The organism is Vibrio tasmaniensis (genome assembly GCF_024347635.1).
Classification (GTDB): Bacteria; Pseudomonadota; Gammaproteobacteria; order Enterobacterales; family Vibrionaceae; genus Vibrio; species Vibrio tasmaniensis.
On record NZ_AP025511.1, the window covers coordinates 1,080,606 to 1,099,926 of the forward strand.

18 protein-coding genes and 1 riboswitch are annotated in these 19,321 nt (G+C 44.4%); of the genes, 9 read left to right on the forward strand and 9 right to left on the reverse strand.

Annotated features, from left to right (window positions below):
- Positions 1-33: 33 nt before the first annotated feature.
- The 8 genes from OCV44_RS19050 to OCV44_RS19085 all read right to left on the reverse strand — a co-directional run bounded on the left by OCV44_RS19050 (position 34) and on the right by OCV44_RS19085 (position 9,365).
- The gene (locus OCV44_RS19050) at positions 34-1,296 is read right to left on the reverse strand and encodes a BatD family protein (protein WP_139685195.1); all 1,263 of its coding nucleotides are present in this window, start codon (positions 1,294-1,296) and stop codon (positions 34-36) included.
- Positions 1,293-2,969, reverse strand: a complete 1,677-nt coding sequence (locus OCV44_RS19055) for a VWA domain-containing protein (RefSeq protein WP_139685196.1) — start codon at positions 2,967-2,969, stop codon at positions 1,293-1,295. Before OCV44_RS19055 ends, OCV44_RS19050 begins: the two co-directional genes overlap by 4 nt.
- The gene (locus tag OCV44_RS19060) at positions 2,959-3,972 is read right to left on the reverse strand and encodes a vWA domain-containing protein (protein ID WP_139685197.1); all 1,014 of its coding nucleotides are present in this window, start codon (positions 3,970-3,972) and stop codon (positions 2,959-2,961) included. The genes OCV44_RS19055 and OCV44_RS19060 overlap by 11 nt, the downstream gene beginning before the upstream one ends.
- The gene (locus OCV44_RS19065) at positions 3,969-4,463 is read right to left on the reverse strand and encodes a DUF4381 family protein (protein WP_139685198.1); all 495 of its coding nucleotides are present in this window, start codon (positions 4,461-4,463) and stop codon (positions 3,969-3,971) included. The genes OCV44_RS19060 and OCV44_RS19065 overlap by 4 nt, the downstream gene beginning before the upstream one ends.
- Positions 4,460-5,248, reverse strand: coding sequence for a DUF58 domain-containing protein (locus OCV44_RS19070; protein ID WP_170213730.1), 789 nt, complete (start codon positions 5,246-5,248; stop codon positions 4,460-4,462). Before OCV44_RS19070 ends, OCV44_RS19065 begins: the two co-directional genes overlap by 4 nt.
- 166 nt (positions 5,249-5,414) lie before the next feature.
- Positions 5,415-6,401 (reverse strand): AAA family ATPase, encoded by a 987-nt coding sequence (locus tag OCV44_RS19075; protein ID WP_139685240.1) that lies wholly within the window; start codon positions 6,399-6,401, stop codon positions 5,415-5,417.
- Positions 6,402-6,420: 19 nt separating this feature from the next.
- The gene (locus OCV44_RS19080; RefSeq protein ID WP_139685200.1) at positions 6,421-7,788 is read right to left on the reverse strand and encodes an anaerobic sulfatase maturase; all 1,368 of its coding nucleotides are present in this window, start codon (positions 7,786-7,788) and stop codon (positions 6,421-6,423) included.
- Between the two features lie 65 nt (positions 7,789-7,853).
- A complete protein-coding gene (locus OCV44_RS19085) occupies positions 7,854-9,365 on the reverse strand; it encodes an arylsulfatase (protein WP_139685201.1) in 1,512 nt (503 codons plus the stop codon).
- Positions 9,366-9,552: 187 nt separating this feature from the next.
- Here OCV44_RS19085 and OCV44_RS19090 point away from each other — a divergent pair, with 187 nt between their 5' ends.
- The gene (locus tag OCV44_RS19090) at positions 9,553-10,407 is read left to right on the forward strand and encodes a LysR family transcriptional regulator (protein ID WP_170213731.1); all 855 of its coding nucleotides are present in this window, start codon (positions 9,553-9,555) and stop codon (positions 10,405-10,407) included.
- A gap of 420 nt (positions 10,408-10,827) precedes the next feature.
- Here OCV44_RS19090 and OCV44_RS19095 read toward each other — a convergent pair whose 3' ends face one another.
- Positions 10,828-11,502 (reverse strand): glutathione S-transferase family protein, encoded by a 675-nt coding sequence (locus OCV44_RS19095; protein ID WP_139685203.1) that lies wholly within the window; start codon positions 11,500-11,502, stop codon positions 10,828-10,830.
- A 497-nt stretch (positions 11,503-11,999) separates the two neighbouring features.
- Between OCV44_RS19095 and OCV44_RS19100 the strand changes: the two genes are divergently transcribed.
- The 8 genes from OCV44_RS19100 (at position 12,000) to OCV44_RS19135 (ending at position 19,319) form a co-directional block, all read left to right on the forward strand.
- The gene (locus OCV44_RS19100) at positions 12,000-13,097 is read left to right on the forward strand and encodes a YdcF family protein (RefSeq protein ID WP_139685204.1); all 1,098 of its coding nucleotides are present in this window, start codon (positions 12,000-12,002) and stop codon (positions 13,095-13,097) included.
- Between the two features lie 130 nt (positions 13,098-13,227).
- Positions 13,228-13,479 (forward strand): DUF2999 family protein, encoded by a 252-nt coding sequence (locus tag OCV44_RS19105; protein ID WP_009844829.1) that lies wholly within the window; start codon positions 13,228-13,230, stop codon positions 13,477-13,479.
- A 247-nt stretch (positions 13,480-13,726) separates the two neighbouring features.
- On the forward strand, positions 13,727-14,455 hold the full coding sequence (locus OCV44_RS19110; RefSeq protein ID WP_139685205.1) for a helix-turn-helix domain-containing protein: 729 nt from the start codon (positions 13,727-13,729) through the stop codon (positions 14,453-14,455).
- An 85-nt stretch (positions 14,456-14,540) separates the two neighbouring features.
- The gene (locus tag OCV44_RS19115) at positions 14,541-15,458 is read left to right on the forward strand and encodes a DMT family transporter (RefSeq protein WP_139685206.1); all 918 of its coding nucleotides are present in this window, start codon (positions 14,541-14,543) and stop codon (positions 15,456-15,458) included.
- 98 nt (positions 15,459-15,556) lie between these two features.
- A riboswitch (TPP riboswitch) is annotated at positions 15,557-15,668 on the forward strand.
- Positions 15,669-15,764: 96 nt separating this feature from the next.
- On the forward strand, positions 15,765-16,673 hold the full coding sequence (gene thiD, locus OCV44_RS19120; RefSeq protein WP_139685207.1) for a bifunctional hydroxymethylpyrimidine kinase/phosphomethylpyrimidine kinase: 909 nt from the start codon (positions 15,765-15,767) through the stop codon (positions 16,671-16,673).
- Positions 16,663-17,421 carry an ABC transporter ATP-binding protein gene (locus OCV44_RS19125; protein ID WP_139685208.1) on the forward strand — a complete coding sequence of 253 codons (759 nt, stop codon included), beginning with the start codon at positions 16,663-16,665 and terminating at the stop codon, positions 17,419-17,421. Before thiD ends, OCV44_RS19125 begins: the two co-directional genes overlap by 11 nt.
- Positions 17,414-18,229, forward strand: coding sequence for an ABC transporter permease (locus tag OCV44_RS19130; protein ID WP_139685209.1), 816 nt, complete (start codon positions 17,414-17,416; stop codon positions 18,227-18,229). Before OCV44_RS19125 ends, OCV44_RS19130 begins: the two co-directional genes overlap by 8 nt.
- Before the next feature lie 133 nt (positions 18,230-18,362).
- Positions 18,363-19,319, forward strand: a complete 957-nt coding sequence (locus OCV44_RS19135; RefSeq protein WP_139685210.1) for an ABC transporter substrate-binding protein — start codon at positions 18,363-18,365, stop codon at positions 19,317-19,319.
- The last annotated feature ends 2 nt before the right edge of the window (positions 19,320-19,321 follow it).

Here is a 19,321-nt window from a genome sequence, read left to right on the forward strand (position 1 = left end):
TAACTGGCGTTACCGCGATGAATTCTACCTGGCTCAACGCTTATTTTTATCCAATAGCATTAATTTCCCAAGTGAGTTGGCGATTTTAGCTAGGTGTTTATTTGTAATCTTAAGCCAACAATAGAATACAACAGCACGACTATTTTTCTCGTCTGTTTGCAGCTGCGAACTTATTCGTTGCCACTGAAGGTCGGACGATAGCTTTTTAAGCTCAACTAACTCAGTGTTACGTCTTAACAGGGTATAAATGAGAGTGCGAGAATGCGCCCAGCGCTGCTCTTTGATGGCAGATAGAAATGAAATAATCAAAGGTGTTGGGTGATTGTTCCAGTAATGACGCCAGTATCTACAGCCCCGCTCAAAGGCGACTCCGGCTAACGCTAAAGCAGCGACATATATCCAATAAGCCTTCCACCAAGAAGTGAACGTGTGGCGTACTTGAAGTTCAGTTCCCGGCACTGATAAATGTTCAATTTTCTGGGTTTTGGTATTCCACCATAAAATATCAATCGGGGGCAGGGTCAAGGTTCCACCATTTTGGATAATGTAAGTCCTTTCTTCTTGACGTTTGGCTTGGTAGCTCGTTCTTACGCGGTGATCATCAAGTACCACTGGCTTGTCGTAGTTTTTTGCACCTTTATCAAGAGAAGAGGGCAAGAGCGTTGGCAGCAGCATCGCCAAGCTATTTTGAGCTTGTAGCTCAACTTTACGAGTAATACTGTCACCGACTCTTAACTCATGTTGGTCATTTGAAAAGCCCCAGTTTTGCTGTAGTGATGCTTTGCTCGATACGACGCTTGGTCGCTGTCCTGTAAGTTGCGCAGAAGGTAGTTGAGCCGTGAAATGCAAAGGCTGGGTAGCAAACTGGACGTTGACATCCTGACCATTAGACGCATTAAATTGTACGGTAACGTCTATCGGAGGGATTGTGTACTGGCCACTTTTGTAAGTATAGACTGGGATCTGCCAACGTTGATGTGACCAACTGTTGCCATTTTTACGTCGATTAAAGTTGGTCGCTGAAAGGTCACGTTGTGGGGCGATTAAATTCGGCACTTCGATATCACCAATTTGCGTCCCCGCTGTAAACCAACGAGACGTCGCCACCTCGATATAGAGGTAAATAGGTTCATTAACCGAGACCGTTGTGCTGTCGTTGCTGCTACTAAGCCAACTTGTCAGTGATACCTGTTCGTTCAGCGTGTCAGAAGTTGACTTCTCACTTGCAAACGCACCTTGATAACAAAGTAGATTGAGCAAAATAACGGTAAATACACGTTTAAATAGAAGATTCATAATTTTGATTCTCGGTATTGCAAAGAGAACTTGTTTTTAAGAAAGAACTCAGGGCCGGCTTCAACTCTTTGTAGCCATTGCTCTGTGATATCTGGATTCGCTAGCATTTCATCAGCTGAGATTGGCAGCTCTATTTTCGAATCTGGCATGACATTTTGCTCATGGCCATCGGCGGTTTGTGGCTGGTCATCAGGTAAAGAAAACGATTGTTCGTTTTGTCCTTCATCACTCCGACTCTGACCTTCACTAAAATCATTAATAAACTGAATAAAATCACTAACGACTTTCAAGTTTTTTGCGACATCATCATTATCTGGTTGACGCTCAAGCAGTTGCTGATACAGCTTTTTTGCTGCGACGTATTCACGTTGGCCCACTAATGCCATCGCCAAATTGAATTGAGATTCAAAGTCGTCATATGCAACCCAAATTGAAGCGGCTTGCTCGTATTCACCAGCGTTAAAGTACGCCATCGCTTTGTGTTGCGGAGAAACAAAGTGCGCGGCGGCCAGTTTCGGCTCTCCTTGAGATGAGTACCATTGACCAAGCTGATCTTGCGTAATCCACAGACTAATGAACACCTGCTGGCTTCGTTCTAACCAACTGATTTCTTGTTGATTACTCTCCGTTTTATTTCGCTGCGTGGTATTTTCTGTTTGGACTTGGTTTTCATCTCGCGTTTGCTGGGCTGATGCCGTCGGTACAATCAAAATATTTGTGGTGATTAAACCCAATACGCACCACTGAACCAGCCAGCCGCGTCGAAACCACATTAAATAAAGTAAAGTTAAAGGAAACAGCAATAAATAACCGGCGTCTTTCCATGGCAATACAGACTCACTGTTGAGCTCAGCATGAAGTTTTATTTGCCGACTAATGGAAGCAATATCGGTGTTATCTGTGGTGAAGTAATATAAGTTTCCGTCAGATTTTTTAGCTAAGTCTAGTAAAGACCGATCCGTCTTATCTGCGTTCATTGCGAGAATAATCAGTTGATGATCAGTAGAGGCGAAATAATGCGCCACCTTCTCTAATTCATTCATAGGCAGAGTATCACTCAGAATAAGCAGACTGGTGGGTACGTTAAGCCCGTCAAACTGTGCTTTGATCAAAGGCAGTGTTAAACCGAGGTGTTTTCCCTTTGCTGGCATGATATCAGGGGATATTGCCGTCAAATAGGGTACGAGAACCCGTGGGTCATCAGTGAGTGGCATAGCAAGATGCGCCGAACCTGAATAGGCAATTAACCCCGTTGAGCCACTCCCTCTGAGCTCAAGAAGATCTTGTATCTTTTGCTTACTACGCTCAAGTCGGTTTGGTGCCACATCTTGATTGAGCATGCTGTTACTGCTATCGAGCAAAATCAGTAAGGCAGATTGCGCCTGATCATTTGGTGAGGCTTGGCGTTGCCATGTGGGACCCGCACAAATAACGATAGCGAGTGGAAGTACCACTGAGAGCAATTTTAGTGGCAGATTTGCTCGCCAATCAGAACCATTCACTACTAAAGCCGTCTCTAAATGCTCAGGGAGGTTAGGAAATGCTTTGGTGCTGTTGTCTTTTTTCCACTGTAACCACACTATCATTGCAACAATGGGTAGCAGAAGCAGCCACTGCGGACGAATAAAGTGGAACTGCTTCAGTATGATTAGAAGATCAAGGTTATCGAACACGACGTTGTCTCCATAAAGAAAGGGAAATCAAACACAGGCTGACGATAAGTGCGATACCGACAAATAGATGATGAATAGATTGCTTAGGTTGAAACTGTTGACTCTCAAACTCGGTCAACTCTAGTTCATTGATTGTTTGATACGCTTGCGAAAGTTCTTCGCTGTCGAGAGCTTGAAATGCTTGTCCTCCAGACTCCTCGGCAATGCGTTCAATAACCGTCATATCCATCGCATCTTCACCCGCAGTCGCTGGGTCACCCATCGCAATAACGTGCAGTGTTATGCCTCTTTGCTTTGCCATTTTTGCCGCCTCTATAGGCGGAACATGGCTGCCAGTATCATTGCCATCAGTAAGAATAATGGCGACCTTGTCTTTCGGCTCTGCAGTGGATTTATGATTTGATTCTTTGAATGCTTTAAGTGTGAGTCCAATCGCATCACCTAGGTGGGTCGATTGTCCTGCCATGCCAACATCAGTTTGGTTGAGTAACTCTAGCCAAACCTTTTGGTCCGTCGTAAATGGAGTCTGGATAAACGCTGAGTCACCAAACAAAATAAGTCCTAGGCGGTCGCCTTGACGTTGGGATGCAAATTCAGCCAATACGTTTTTAGCGGCATCAAGTCGACTGATATTGGTACCGTTCTTGTCGGTAAAATCTGTTTTTGCCATCGAGCCAGATAAGTCGGTCACGACCATAATATCTCGTGCAAAGAGTTGCTGGCTTTGAACCGCTCCGAGCAAAACGGGTTGCGCTAACGCGGTAATGAGCATTAACCAGTTGAGTAACAACAATCGTATTTGCCAACGGGTAGGTTTAAGCTCGTTAGCTCCCTCATTAGGGGAAACCGCCAAAATACACAAAACCGAAGTGAAAAATGGGACTTTTATTGCGGTGTTTTTGGTTTGAAATGGCGGAGCCCTACGCATAACGAATAAGGGGAGGGGCAAAAGGAAAAACCATGCGGGATAGCCCAAAACAAGGCTGTTTAAAAAGTCACTCATGTGTTTACCTTCGCTAGAGGGTGGTGGCGTAACCAACATTCACAACGGTGGCATAAATCACCCCATTGCTTATTCGTTAAATGGCATTTTGGGTCAAAGCAGCTTTGCTGCCAGAGCTGACCAATTTCATCATCGAACTTCATCTCGTCGTTTGGTAAATAGTCGTCTAGCCATTGCAAGAAGTCATCGCCTTGGAGCGAGGCTGTTGAGCTTTCAACTACTACTGAGACACTTTTCATTAGGCTGAACAGCTCCGCTGATTCTGGATAGATAGGAATGAACATTTTGAGATCTTTGAGGGCGGCCCTTCTATATCGGTTGCGTCGATATCGAATGATGACACGCCATACTCGACAAATTAGGTAAACAAGCAATGCAACTGCAAGTAGTTGCCAACCAGTCGCGAGTGGCAATATCGATAGTGCTTCTGGTTCTTTCACGGCGGCCATATTCTTAAATAAAAAGGCGCCATTTGACTGTCCCATTATCATGCAGTACACCCCACAGCATCTCTAAACTGTTTAAGGTGATGACCATTGGTATCGACACAGATCAAAGGAAGCGCTTGGCTATCCATCAACTGCTTTACATGGCAAAAGGTCTCAGAAAAATGCTTTAGTAGCCCCATTTGTGCCTGTTTGACCATCGCGCCTGAACCAAGGTTAAGTTGCTGCTGGCCGTTACTGATCACGCAATCTGAAAGCTGGTCGGCGTATTGAGGTTGTTCCATTGGATCGGTGATCATAACCGCGATTAAATTGTTATGACGTTGAAGTAACTTAAGCGATTGCAAGCTTGAAGGATTGAGCTCTGCCCAGTCACTCAATACGATGATCACTGACCGTTTAATTTGTCGTTTACTGAGGTGAGTAATGAGATCATCAAATGTGTTGACTCGTTGACTATCGTTACTTGAATTAAGCCCTTGATTTGCCGTCGCGATACTATTGAGTTGTTGCAAAACCTTCTTCGGTGAACGGGTTGCAGGATAGTCAGTAATGCTTTGATCTTGCAGTAAGGTCAGGCTTACTCGGTCATGGCGCTCAATTGTTCGCCATGTAACCAAAGCGGCCAGTTCGGCCGCAACAACGGATTTCATCGTATCAATAGAAGAGAAAAACATATTACTGCGCTGATCGAGGCAAACGATGACATTCCGGTCGAGTTCTTCGTTGTAGGTCCGAACATGTGGTTTGCCAGTACGCATTGTCGTTTTCCAATCCATATTACGGATGTCGTCGCCTTGTTTGTAATGGCGTAACTCTTCAAAATCCAAACCTCTCCCATGAGAGGTAGAAGGATGATTCCCTGTCATTGTGCTGGTGGAGCTGAGTTTACGTAGTATTGGTAAGCTGTGTGTTTCAGTTTGCAGTTTTACCAGTCGTGAGTAAGAGCAATAAACTCTGGGATCTAAAGTTTTGGTCGGCATCTAAACGGTCTCACTAACCAATTAAAACATGATCAAGTAATTCATTAACGACTTGAGAGGGCTGAACTCCAGCTGCGATGGCGTCAAATGTGAATGCGATTCGATGTCCTAATACCGGCATCGCGACAGCACGAACGTCATCAGGCTCAACGTAGTTGCGTCCTTGTAGCCAAGCGTGAGCTCGAGCGCAACGATCTAAAGCGATTGATGCTCTTGGACTAGCGCCAGTTTCGATCCATTGACTTAGATTTGCGTTGGGATATCGCTCTGGGTGACGAGTTGCCATGACTAAAGCAACAATATAGTTTTCAACGATGTCTGAAGCATGCAAAGTAGGCAGTGCATTGCGAGCGATAGTAATTGCATTCATATCAAACGGTTCAGTTTTAGTCGGTGTAGCTTGCTTGCTATTGGCATTAGCCATCTCTGAACGGACCAATTTAATGATCGCCAACTCAGCGGCATCGTCTGGGTAATCGACCTGAATTTTGAGCTCAAATCGATCCATTTGAGCTTCTGGTAACGGATAGGTTCCGTCTTGTTCTATCGGGTTTTGTGTTGCCATTACCAAAAATACATCGGGCAAAGAGTGTGTTTTTCCACCAATAGTGACGGTCTGTTCAGCCATCGCTTCAAGCAATGCTGCTTGCACTTTGGCTGGTGCGCGGTTGATTTCATCGGCAAGCACGATATTGTTGAAAATAGGACCAGGTTGGAAATCTAGGCTGAGAGAATCGCTTTTTTCGCGGTATATATCTGTGCCAGTGACATCGGAAGGGAGCAAGTCCGGAGTAAATTGAATACGGCCAAAAGAGGCATTAAGACCAGTGGCAAAGGCTTTGACTGCACGTGTTTTAGCCGTCCCAGGTAAACCCTCTAGCAGAATATGACCTTGTGTAATTAGAGCAATAATCAGTGCATCGACAACATGTGATTGACCAATTAACTCTTGCTCAAGTTGATCTGATAGTGAACGAATTGCGGCTTGAGCCGTTTTGATAGATTGAGAGTTCATAGGATTAGCCATTATTTGCGAAAGGAGTTGGTTTGTTACGTTGAAGCAAAGCAACTAAACCATTCAGGATAGGATCTGCGTAGTCATAGAATGCTTTAAATCCAGAGCACAAATAGTTTAAACCTAGCTCATCATCGCTTGCTTTTGACAAGCGATCTTTAGGGCACCCCCCTCCACAAAGAGACAGATGAACACAGCGTTTACACTGCTGTGGCAGGCTATCACGCTTGGCCATGCCAAAGGCTTCTTGTCGAGTTGAGAACACTAGGTTGTTTAATTTACTGTCGTTGATGTTCCCGAGTTGATATTCGGGATACACATAATGGTCGCAAGAAAACACATCACCATTGTGTTCTATTGCGATACCTTTGCCACAAAACTCGGCTGTAGTGCACATTTGAGAAGGAAAACCCATCTTTTGCGCGACAGCAGTTTCGAAATAGTTGACCAATACTTTGCCTAAATCGTTATTGACCCACTCTTCAAATACCGCAATCAAAAAGTCACCCCAATCTTTAGGTGAAACCGACCAGTCAGTCACCAATGAGTCATTTTGTGTAGAAAAAATAACGTTGTCGCTATGGGTAGAATGCTCAGTGCGAGTTTTCATCGTCGAATTAATATCAGAGCTAACTGACGAAGATTTATCTTGCCAGAACTGAGGAGCCGTATCGGTGAATTCAGTAGCTTCGACACAAGGTGTAAATTGGACATAGCTTGCGCCCAATTCTTGAGTCAAAAATCGGTATACGGCTAATGGATGTTTGACGTTTTCGTTATTGACGACGGTCAGGGCGTTAAATGGTACGTTGTGTGATTTCAACAACTGAGCGGCTTTCATTACTCTGTCAAAGGTTGGTTTTCCAGAGCGTGTGACACGATAAACATCATGTAATTCACGCGGACCATCGATGGATAGCCCGACCAAAAAGTTGTTTTTTTTCAGAAATTGGCACCATTCCTCATTGAGTAACAAACCATTAGTTTGAAGGTCATTGTGAATGGTCACGCCAACGGGTTTGTATTTTTTTTGAAGGATGACAATTTTCAGATAATATTCGACACCAAGCATTGTGGGCTCACCACCTTGCCATGAAAATACAATTTCATCGCCATCATGACTGTCAATATAACTTTCAATGAAACGCTCCAACGTTTCATCATCCATGCGAGGTTGTTTTGGTTGATGCAACAACCCTTCCTTATGCAGGTAAAAGCAATATTGGCAATCTATGTTGCACTTAGACCCTCCTGGTTTTGCCATTACGTGAAAGCGACGTTGGTATTTTGGATTGGCACTCAAGTCTTTATCAGCGGTCTTTAAGGGGCTAAGTTGGATTAGAGTGGAGTCTTTCATGGACACTTTTTGCATTCGAGAGCCTTAAAAGCGAATGGTGTGTTATACACACCATTCGTATTAGTTAAACGTAGGAATAATTACTGAGTTTTTGGTGTGAAGCTGCCTGCTTCAAATCTCGGTGGGAACTCTTTGAATGTTTCCATTACGTCAGCAACCGCTTCTTTGGCATAGCCCATAAGGTATAGACGCTCGTACATCCATTGGTCATATCCGATACCAAGATCACCCGCTTCAAATGGGTCAATTGCCAGGTCAAATATCAAAGGAACACGCAGAGTTGTAAACGGTTGTTTCCACATTTCAATGCCAGTGTTGTGCTCTTGAATCATGAAGTGGAATTTCCAGCGATCGTGACGTACCGCTAGTAGGTCGCCATCATCACTCCAGTAATAGAAACGATTACGTGCACTGTCTTCCGTTTTACCTTGAATCATCGCGGTTTGATCAAAGCCATCTAAGTGAACTTTGTACTCTTTACCATTGAGTTCACGGCCTTCCAGCAGCTCTTCTTTGATGTTGCTGTTACCAGCAGCGCTGACAAGAGTAGGAACAAAGTCTTCTAGTGCCATCATGCCATTGACAGTGGTGTTTGCAGGGATCTTACCTGGCCAGCTCATCAGTGCAGGTACTCGGAAGCCCCCTTCCCAACCTGTATTTTTCTCACCACGGAACGGTGATGAAGCGGCATCAGGCCACGTTCCTTTCATTGGACCGTTATCTGTCGTGTAGATGATGATAGTGTTGTCGGTGATACCAAGCTCTTCAACTTTATCAAGAAGTTGACCTACCTGCTCATCATGCTCAACCATACCGTCAGCATAGAAACCTAACCCAGTGCGGCCAGAGTTCTCTTCACCAACGTGTGTGAAGTTATGCATGCGTGATGTATTTACCCAAGTGAAGAATGGCTTTTCATCTGCAACTTGGCGCTCGATGAAATCTTCAGCCGCGGCAAGGAATTCTTGGTCGACAGTTTCCATACGCTTACGAGTCAATGGACCTGAATCTTCAATTTTGCCGTCTACGGTTGAACGAATAACGCCACGAGGTGCATATTTTTCAGTAAAAGAGGCTTCTTGAGGGAAGTCACTATTTTCAGGCTCTTCTTCAGCGTTAAGGTGATAAAGGTTACCAAAGAACTCGTCAAAACCATGCGCAGTTGGCAAGAACTCATCACGATCGCCTAGGTGGTTTTTACCAAATTGAGCGGTTGCGTAACCGTATTCTTTCAACATGGTTGCTAGAGTAGGATCTTCAGCTGAAATACCTTCTTTCGCACCCGGCATACCTACTTTAGATAAACCTGTACGTTTTGGCATTTGGCCAGTGATGAATGCAGAACGGCCCGCAGTTGAGCTTTGTTGAGCATAAAATTCAGTGAATTTAGTGCCTTCCGTCGCAATGCGGTCAATGTTTGGTGTTTTGTAACCCAGCATTCCCTGGTTGTAGGTGCTTAGGTTTGAGTAGCCGATGTCATCACCGAAAATAACAAGAATATTCGGTTGCTCAGAGGCTGAGACACCTGCTGATATGCAGGTTGTAGCAAGAGCGCAGGCCGTTGCTAACGTGCTTTTATTTAGGGATTTCAAAGTTCTAGTCCTTCACTGATTGATGTGCGAATCATCATAGTGAAGAGAGGATAGTAGGAGTAGGGAGTGAAAATTACTTCTAGTATTAATCTAATTTATACTAGAAGTAATTGATATCAGCCAGAGTCTTTGTAACACTCGTAGCATGAGTTTAGTGACCGTATGGTCCTTTTGCGATGAGAATCTGATGATTGACTTAAATTTAATACGCACATTTATCGTAGTTTATGAGCATGCTTCTTTTACAAAGGCGGCTAATCAGCTGGGATTGACTCAACCGGCGGTCAGCTCAGCAATAAAACGACTTGAAAAATCATTAGGTTATACGTTGTTTTTGCGTAAGGGACAGAAAATAGTACCGACAACATCTGCTGATTATGCTGCTCAGCACTTCAAAGATGCGTTAGGTATTATTTATGGCACGATTAACAATGAAAGGAAATTAGTCGTACATTGTGATGAGATTGCATTGAATATAATCAATAAAATTGATGGTTTACAAATAGTTGAGAAACCTTATCAAACATCAGAAATACATGACTTGTTTCGCACTCAGAAAGCAGATATTGTGATTGATGCATTGGTTAACCACAATCAAACGTTAATTGCAGAGCCATTGTTTGAAGACACTTTATTTTTAGTTTGTAGAAAAGATCATCCTAGAATAAATACTGTATGCAGTGAAGAGCAGTTCTATAATGAAACACATATTCTACATACACGACATAGAAATGGATTAACCGGTTTCGAAATATTGGTTAGAGGTGAAGCAAGAAATCGCACCTCCACTATTGCCGTTTCTTCAATTGCTGAAATACTATTGCAGGTTCAAAGTTCAGACCATATCGGTGTTGTTTCTAGTTCATTTGCTCATCGGTGGGGGCCTGTTCTCGGGCTTCAAGTGATAGAAATTCCGATTACAATTAAACCCGTTGAATATAAAATGTTTTATCATAAACAGTATCTTGGTGATGTGCATCATCAGCAGGGTCGGGATAAGATAAAAAAAGCGTTTAAAGAAATAACAGTATTTAATCAATAGTTGAAAATAAAAAAGAGTAATGGATTTGTTATATATAAAATTAGCGTAAAATATTTGATTAAGCGATATTCGTAGCTGTAAAAAATACAAAAAACAAATGATCACAATCGTGGATTAAACAGTTAAAATTCTAACGCCAAATAACTATGATGTTCTTGTTAGGGCTTATTTTATTCGCGGTTGTCCGTTTTAAATTAACTACTCGTTAAGCGATTTGTCACTGTTTATTTACCTCTAGTATACGATTAGTACCTTAGGAGGAGTATTCTCTAGGTTTATAATTGTGGTCATTTACTTGACTAATTGTAAGAAAATACGGTTCTAAGTCATAGGAGTAGACTTTGAACCTTAACTTAGTGGCTACTTAATATTACAGCCCAGCAGATCACTACTGAGCCTAATTATCAAACTTTACTTCAGCTACTTCGCATAATTCGAAGGAAACAGTGCTCGTTTCGCTTCTTCATCACGTTCGGTTTTAAATTCGATGTCTTTGCCTGTTTCGCGGGCGCGCAGTGCAGCAGGGCGAGTGTTGATTGCGTTAAACCAACGCTTCAAGTTCGGGTAAGGTTCTAAGCCTTCTTCACCAAGTACGAAAGGTGCTTTATCAATCCAACCCCATGCAGCAACATCGACAATGGTGTACTCATTTCCGACGATAAATTCACGACCTTCCAGGTGCTTTTCTAACACTTCGTAATGACGTTGTGCTTCACGTAGGTAACGGTTCACAGCGTAGTCTAGGCCTGCTGGCGCAGCATGACGGAAGTGTACCGATTGACCTGAATAAGGGCCAAGGCCGCTCGCGATAAACATCATCCAAGATAGCAGTTCGGCTCTGTCTTCTGGCTGACCACCAAGCTTGCCTGTTTTCTCTGATAGGTACAAAAGGATGGCATTAGAATCGAACACGCGCTGTCCATCGTCTTCAATGGCTGGTGTTTTACCGTTCGGGTTAATCAAACGATATTCCGGTGTGTGTTGCTCGCCCTTTAAGGTATCAACAGGAACGAGTTCAAAATCTAAGCCTGTCTCTTCTAGAAACAGAGCGATCTTCATTGGGTTGGGTGTTTGGTGAAAATAGAACTTAAGCATGGGGTAGCTCCTTGTATTGGTGATTCATTAAAGCACCGCTTGAACGGTCGTTCAATAATTGATTTTAATTTATTTGAAAATCGGTTGATGCGTGTTTTAAATCTATGTACCTAAAACTTCGTTATTTGAGCGAGGATTAACTTCGCGCGATTCAGTGTGTAGAGTTTTAAGTTGTTGAAAAAATGAGCTTAAAGTTGCTGTTTGGGCGTGTTGTTTTCTGCGGAGTTCGGGTTTGTGATGGGTGGTTTTCGGTGGAATAGGGCGTATGGAATCCGTAGTTAGATATTCCAAAATTACCGGTGAATTCTCCTTTAAACCAAAATTATCTCGATGCACAGGCTTACTGGTAAGTTCAAAATCGTGATCTGTTGCCACATCTTATGCAACAAATGATTATTAACCTTGGAGAGTAAGGTTTGGTTCACGGTTTTTTAATCTTGGCGGCTTACATTGGTGAGCAAATCTGATGTGAACACTTAACGACACAGGATCTTTCCATGAAAAAGAACATTATCGCCCTCGCTCTTGGTGGCATGCTTGCTTTTGGCGCAACACCTTATTCTTTTGCTGCTAACGATGGCGCAGTACCAGCTTCAGCGGATTACGCGCAGTTGGTGACTAAGCGACAAGTTGTCGACCAATTACTTCTTGATGCGTTGCAGGCGTTTAAGTCTCCGGCAAGAATTTCTCACGCGGGCTTCACGGCTAAAATGCCAAGCAACATGGAAATTGTGACTAACCGATTGTTAGAAGCGTACCAGCTAGAACCTTACCGTACTGACTTGTTGATCTCGGCAGCGAACGCTCAGATCTACAACAAGAACGCAGAACGCGCTATTGAGTTGTTTGAACAAGCACTGACGGTTGCGCCAGACGATGTCGACTTGCACGCATATCTTGCGGTTTGGCAAAGATTTGAAGGCAATGACAGTGAATCCAACAAGCACATGGAGAAGCTGGAAAGCCTGAATAAAGGTAAAGCAGAAGACATCAAACGTATTTTTGCAACGGTCGACCGCGTGTTAGAAACTCCTCTTAAAGAGTCTGCGGATAAGGGACTGTTGAGCGACCACGGTGCCATCGTCACTTTGGGTTACGCGCTTAACCCTGATGGTTCTATGCATGAAATCTTGATTGAACGTCTTGAAACGACATTAGCAATGTCGAAAGCGAACCCAGATGCGATGATCGTGTTAACCGGCGGCGTGCCAAAGAACCATAAGACAGAAGGCAAGTTAATGGCGGATTGGCTTATCTCAAAAGGGGTAAGCAAAGACCGCATCATTGAAGAGAACTACGCGACCAGCACGGTAGGCAATGCCTTGTTCAGTAGCTATGCGCTTGCTCGTCATGATATTAAACATGCGACCATTATCAGCTCGGCAAGCCATGTTCGTCGTGGTCAAACTCTGTTTGAGATCGCTAGCTGGCAAACGGGCCCTCAGGGTATTACCTTCGATACCGTTTCTTACCCAGATAAGCCGCTAGAAGATCTTAAGAAAGCGAGCAGTGGTGAGCTTCTAGGCATCTACCGCGACGCACTGAGAACGTATGGTATGTGGAGCTACCGTTCTTACCCATTGGAATCTCGTTAAGCTCAAGCATTATTTGCGTTTGGGAAAAGCACAGTTCGTGTTAAACCAAAGCTTCACTTGCTAGTACAATCGAGCACAGCTAGATGGTATGCTGTGCTCCTACTTAATTTAGTGTTTCAAAGGCAAAAAAATGAACCCGATTTTAGCAATGTTGAAAGAGAACAATATTAGCGACGAGCAGATCAGCGAGATATTCAAGACGTTGACCGAGAACCCTCTTGCAGCAATGGCGACAATCAGCCAACTTGGTTTACCACAAGATAAGCTTCAAATGCTGATGGGTCAGGTAATGCAAAACCCTGCGCTAATCAAAGAAGCAGTTGAAGAGCTTGGCCTAGATTTTTCTAAGGTTGAAGCCGCTAAAGAGCAACTTCAAAAATAGTAGAGTCTGAATGAGCGATTTTGTTAGGGAGTGATAGCCGATTCGGTTAACTGTTCTTGAGATCGCGAATTAGACTCCAATAAAAAGTCGTTTGAGTATCAATACTTAAACGGCTTTTTTGATCCGACTTAGAACAGGCTAGACAGGGGAGACGACAAAAGCACTAGCCCGATGTGACTCCCTCGCTTAAATCATGTAATTTCGTTTTAACACTCATGTTTCAATAAACTGAATTCCGGCGTTGCTCATGAAACCTAGCTTAAGCATTCGATCTTACACCAAGCAATTTAATACCCATGCTCATGATGACCATCATCAATTGGTATTGCCGATCCAAGGCAGTATTAATATCGAAATGGTGGGGTATGTCGGCAAAGTGGCCGTGGGCGAATGTGTGGTGATTCCGGTAACCACAGCGCATGCGTTTAAAGCGGATGAAGCCGCGCGGTTTATTGTCGCGGATATGGCGGAGTTACCGCAGCACTTGTTAGAGCATGAGCTCTCGGTTTTCACGATCACACCACCTTTGATGAGCTTCTTGCTGTTTGTTGAGAAGCAGCTGGAATATCAGGTCGATAGTGGCATTGAGTCATCAGTTTTGGATGTGTTTGCATTGCTGTTAGAGCAACAACAAGTGAGCAAGAGCATCGACCCAAGAATCCGTGCGGTACAAAGATTGATAGCGGATAATTACGCCCAACCTCTCTCTATATCTCAACTTGCAGAAACAGCCTGTTTGAGTCCCACTCAATTCAAAAAACGCTTCAAAGAGTGCCTGGGGATCAGTGCGCTTAAATACATCACTCGCTATCGTATGGAGAAAGCCCAAGCCTTGTTAACTCATACCGATTTACCGGTTCAATTGATTGCTGAAAATGTGGGCTATAGTGATGTGTCTGCTTTCAGTCGTCGCTTCTCTCAGCACTTTGGCATGTCTCCAAGGGCGTTTCTAGGCTCAATGAAAGACAGTCTTTAGAAACAACAATAGCGTCCTTTCGGCAAACTAACTTATATCAATCTTCACTATTATCTATTTCAGAACTGAAAATTGGGTAATAGAAATGAATCTTGCCATCAATCGCGTTAACGAATTCCAAACGGGCACTTTAGCCATCTTGTTTGCTTCTATTTTATGGGGCACGACAGGCACCGCTGCAAGTTTTGCTCCTGATCTAAGCCCATTAGCGATTGGTGCTTTCTCTATGGGCGTCGGTGGTCTAATGCAAGCGGGCTTGGCGTATCGAAAAATCCTATTCGCTTTCGACAAACTTTTGCAGAACAAGAAGCTGTTGGCAGTGAGCGCTTTGGCTTTGGCGGTCTATCCTTTAGCTTTCTATTCCTCAATGAAATTATCAGGTGTGGCGATTGGCACCGTGGTTTCGATTGCTACCGCACCTTTCTTTTCCGCATTGTTAGAGTGTCTGATTAGCAAAAAGAATAATATCAACCTACGTTGGCTTACAAGCTTTGCGATTGGTGTGGTAGGTATTGGGCTGTTGGTGTTTTCAGAAGCTTCATCGGCGAATGAATCCGGTGAGGATCTAAAGCTATTGGGCATTGGCTTAGGTCTGGTCGCTGGTTTGTGTTACGCCATTTATTCTTGGGCGACAAAAGCATTGATAGATAAAGGGATTAAGTCACAAGCGGCGATGGGCAGTATTTTTGGCCTCGGTGCGATGTTGTTGCTGCCAACGCTCTGGTTTACTGGTGATAACCTGTTTTCCTCGGAGATTAACGTATTCGTCATCAGTTATCTGACGTTAATCCCACAATGCTTGGGTTATATCGCGTTCAGTTTTGGTTTACGCCACGTGACTGCGAGCAGTGCCAATCTGCTGACTCTGTTTGAACCGGTAGTTGCAGCGGTGCTTGCCGTCTGTGTTGTCGGTGAGCTGATTCCTTTTACAGGCTGGCTAGGTATGTCTCTGATTGTTTTGTGCTTGTTTATACAGTCGAAGCCATCTAAAGGAACGTTATAAGTATTTGTTTTGTTGAGTCTAATTGAAATTTTTTCATGTGTAATTCTTATAATTGAATAAAATCAGTATCTCAGTTGTGAGAGTGCTGTTACTATCGCTATCAATAGTCGGGGGGCACATACCTTATTTGGTGTTTGCTGAGATCGTTAATCGAGACCCGTTGAACCTGATTCAGTTAACACTGGCGTAGGGAACTATAAGCACTCGATCTACGTCTGCACCCATGAAAACTTTCATGAGCCTAATGCGACTTCTCCTTCGATCAGTGTTCGTTCTCCTACGTCTTGTAAGATAGTAGGAGCGACAATGACACACAGTTCTATTTCAAAAGATTTAACGCCAAAAGCCTCAACTCCAAAATCCTCAACTCAGCAGCACTCTGCTGAAGACACGATCCGCACGAATACTCCGATTGTTTTAACCATCGCGGGTTCTGACAGTGGCGGCGGTGCAGGTATCCAAGCTGATATTAAAGCCATGTCTGCTACCGGTAGTTTTGCTTGTTCTGTGATTACCGCTATCACTTCCCAGAACACGCAAGGCGTGTCAGCCATTTTTCCTATTCCACTCGACCATGTCGCTAGCCAGTTAGATGCGGTTTTTACTGATCTCAATATCGTGGCAGTAAAAGTTGGTATGTTGGCTGATTCGCAAATCATCAAAGTCGTTGCAGACAAAATTAAGCAATATCGACCTAAACACCTTGTGATTGACCCTGTAATGGTCGCGACAAGTGGTGATCTGCTGTTAGAAAACTCGGCTATCACCACGCTAAAACAAGAGCTGATTCCACTCGCAGACATCATTACGCCTAACTTGCCAGAAGGCGCGGCGTTAACAGGCAAGCCAGTACCTGAAAGCGAAGCCGAAATGCAGGGCATGATTGAAGACTTACGCGCACTGGGTGTTAAAGCTGTCCTGCTAAAAGGCGGTCACTTAGAGAAAGATGAGAACAGTAACGACTTACTGATTCTGCCAACCACATCTGCTCTGATTAGCGCTAAACGTTTTCCTACCAAAAACACCCATGGCACGGGTTGTACGCTCTCTTCTGCCATTGCTTCTTTCTTGGCTCAAGGCAACACGCTTTCAGAGGCTGTTGACCTCGGTAAACAATACATTTCTCGCGCGATTGCCCATGCTGACGAACTTCAAGTTGGTCAAGGTCATGGCCCGGTAAATCACTTCTTCGCTGGACACGGCAATGTCCGTTAATACGGTTGGCGTTCAACTCAGCAATGCCTCCTTACGTTATAACGACAGCGAGCACGCAACCTTATCGGGATTGTCGCTTAGCTTAAACGCAGGTAAGTGGACGGTATTGTTGGGTAGAAGTGGCTGCGGGAAAACCACGGTATTGCGTTATCTGGCAGGCTTGTTGGACGACAAGGTGGAGTGGCAGGGAACATTGACAACCTCTGATGAATTGCCTTTAACGGATCGCATCGCTTACATGGCGCAGCAGGATTTGTTACTGCCATGGCTGTCGGTTATCGACAATGTATGCCTGAGTCATCGCTTTCAAAATCCAGCTTCTAATAAAGCACTACAAACTAATCAAGCATTAGAGTTGTTAGCAGCGGTTGGTTTGGCTGATCACGCGTCTACTATGCCGGATCAGTTGTCTGGTGGTATGCGCCAGCGTGTTGCCTTGGCTCGCACCTTAATGCAAGACAAACCTGTTGTGCTGATGGACGAACCTTTCTCTGCGCTGGATGCGGTAACAAGACACAAGTTACAGACCTTAGCGTGTGAACTGTTAAGAGATAAAACCGTTGTGTTGATCACTCATGATCCACAAGAAGCGGTGCGTTTGGCGGATAACTTGTATGTGTTGCAAGGCACGCCTGCGAGTGCTCATTCTTTATCTGTGCCTCACACGTCAACGCCGCGAGTGCTAGATGGTGAATGTGCTGAGTTACAACAAGCGATCTTAGATCAGTTGGAGCGTGATTATGAATGATCTAACGCGAAGCGAAGCTGTGGCTCGTTCAACTAACACACAGATCACGACTAAGCGCCCTCGTCAGATGAATCCCGTTATGCGTTTGCTGATCAGCAGCGCCGTGATTCTCGGTTTATGGCAACTGGTGGTGGTTATCTTCGAGATGCCAAGCTTCATTCTGCCAGCTCCCGCAGAAGTCTTCATCAAGCTAATTGAACGCTACGATGTGTTACTCAAACACACTTGGGTGACTGCGCAGGAGATCTTACTTGGTCTGTTATTCGGTTTGTCTATGGGGCTATTTTTCGCCCTACAGATGTTGATGTTCGAACCGCTGAAACGCTGGTTGTTGCCTATCTTAATTGCTAGCCAAGCCATCCCTGTGTTTGCGATTGCGCCAGTATTGATGCTGTGGCTGGGTTATGGCATCCCGTCAAAAGTGGTGATGGCGGCGATCATTATCTTCTTCCCCGTGACCACTTGTTGTTACGACGGCCTACGTAATACACCGACTGGTTATCTTGATCTTGCCAAAACGATGGGCGCATCGAAATGGCAATTGCTCCGTTATATCCAATTGCCTGCTGCATTGCCAACACTGGCGTCTGGCATTCGTGTCGCTGTGGTGATTGCCCCAATTGGCGCAGTCGTCGGCGAGTGGGTGGGTTCGAGTGAGGGGCTAGGTTACCTAATGCTGCAAGCCAACGCACGCATGATCATTGATGAGATGTTTGCTGCCTTATTCATCTTGGCGGTGCTGTCTATTTCGCTCTACTTCGTCACCGATAAATTACTTAAAAAAGCTATCCCTTGGGAAAACCAGTGATGGCTCGCTCAATAACATTTCGTTCGAGAAATTTTAGCCCCACTTATTTATTTAAACATAAATTCTACTAACGCAATATTGCTCAACTTAAGTTCTATACATAAGAATAGTATTCAAAAGGAAAGGTTTAACTGTGAAAAACACAAAATTATTAGGTGCTGTGGCACTGCTTGCTTCGCTAGTTTCAGGTCATGCATTGGCGGATTCTGAACAAAAGAAACTGACACTGATGTTGGATTGGTTTGTGAACCCGAACCACGGCCCAATTGTGATTGCTCAAGAGCGAGGCTACTTTGCTGACCAAGGCTTAAACATTGAAATTCAAGAGCCAGCAGACCCAAGCACACCAGCAAAATTGGTTGCGGCAGGTAAGGTCGATTTAGCGGTAACCTACCAACCAAGCCTAACTATGGATGTGGCAGCAGGTTTGCCTCTGGTTCGTGCATCAACCCTTATTGCGACACCACTGAATACGTTGATGGTTTTAGATAATGGCAAGAACGATTCACTAGCGGATCTGAAAGGCAAGAAGATCGGTATCGCGATTGCGGGCAACGAAGAAGCGACGATCGGCACCATGTTAGCTCAGGAAAATGTTGCATTTACCGACGTGCAAACCATCAATGTCGGCTGGGCACTGTCGTCTTCATTGGCATCGGGCAAGGTAGACGCAATTTGGGGTGGCTTACGTAACTTCGAAACTAACCAGTTAGCCCTTGAAGGCTTTAAAGCGAAGGCATTCTTCCCAGAAGAGCACGGTGTGCCTGCTTACGATGAGCTTATCTTTGTTGCGAACGCAAAGAAACACGACGACGAAGCAATCAAAGCGTTCAACAAAGCACTTGAGCAAGCAACCACTTACATTGTGAACCACCCGCAAGATTCGTGGAGTGAGTTTGTGGCGTATTCACCAGATACGTTGAACAACGAGCTTAACCAACGCGCATGGAACGACACATTGACTCGTTTTGCACTTCGCCCTTCTGCTGTAGATATGAAGCGTTACGACGATTACGCGCAGTTCATGTTCGACAAAGGCATCATCAAATCACTACCAAAAGCCGCAGATTACGTACCGACTTTTGACTAAGG

Excerpts from the sequence above, each read along its gene's own strand:
- OCV44_RS19105 (WP_009844829.1), top strand. The coding sequence starts at position 13,228 with ATGAACCCGATTTTAGCAATGTTGAAAGAGAACAATATTAGCGACGAG.
- OCV44_RS19110 (WP_139685205.1), top strand. The coding sequence starts at position 13,727 with ATGAAACCTAGCTTAAGCATTCGATCTTACACCAAGCAATTTAATACC.
- OCV44_RS19130 (WP_139685209.1), top strand. The coding sequence starts at position 17,414 with ATGAATGATCTAACGCGAAGCGAAGCTGTGGCTCGTTCAACTAACACA.
- OCV44_RS19115 (WP_139685206.1), top strand. The coding sequence starts at position 14,541 with ATGAATCTTGCCATCAATCGCGTTAACGAATTCCAAACGGGCACTTTA.
- thiD (WP_139685207.1), top strand. The coding sequence starts at position 15,765 with ATGACACACAGTTCTATTTCAAAAGATTTAACGCCAAAAGCCTCAACT.
- OCV44_RS19080 (WP_139685200.1), bottom strand. The coding sequence starts at position 7,788 with ATGCAAAAAGTGTCCATGAAAGACTCCACTCTAATCCAACTTAGCCCC.
- OCV44_RS19095 (WP_139685203.1), bottom strand. The coding sequence starts at position 11,502 with ATGCTTAAGTTCTATTTTCACCAAACACCCAACCCAATGAAGATCGCT.
- OCV44_RS19125 (WP_139685208.1), top strand. The coding sequence starts at position 16,663 with ATGTCCGTTAATACGGTTGGCGTTCAACTCAGCAATGCCTCCTTACGT.
- OCV44_RS19065 (WP_139685198.1), bottom strand. The coding sequence starts at position 4,463 with ATGATAATGGGACAGTCAAATGGCGCCTTTTTATTTAAGAATATGGCC.
- OCV44_RS19100 (WP_139685204.1), top strand. The coding sequence starts at position 12,000 with ATGAAAAAGAACATTATCGCCCTCGCTCTTGGTGGCATGCTTGCTTTT.
- OCV44_RS19090 (WP_170213731.1), top strand. The coding sequence starts at position 9,553 with ATGATTGACTTAAATTTAATACGCACATTTATCGTAGTTTATGAGCAT.
- OCV44_RS19050 (WP_139685195.1), bottom strand. The coding sequence starts at position 1,296 with ATGAATCTTCTATTTAAACGTGTATTTACCGTTATTTTGCTCAATCTA.
- OCV44_RS19060 (WP_139685197.1), bottom strand. The coding sequence starts at position 3,972 with ATGAGTGACTTTTTAAACAGCCTTGTTTTGGGCTATCCCGCATGGTTT.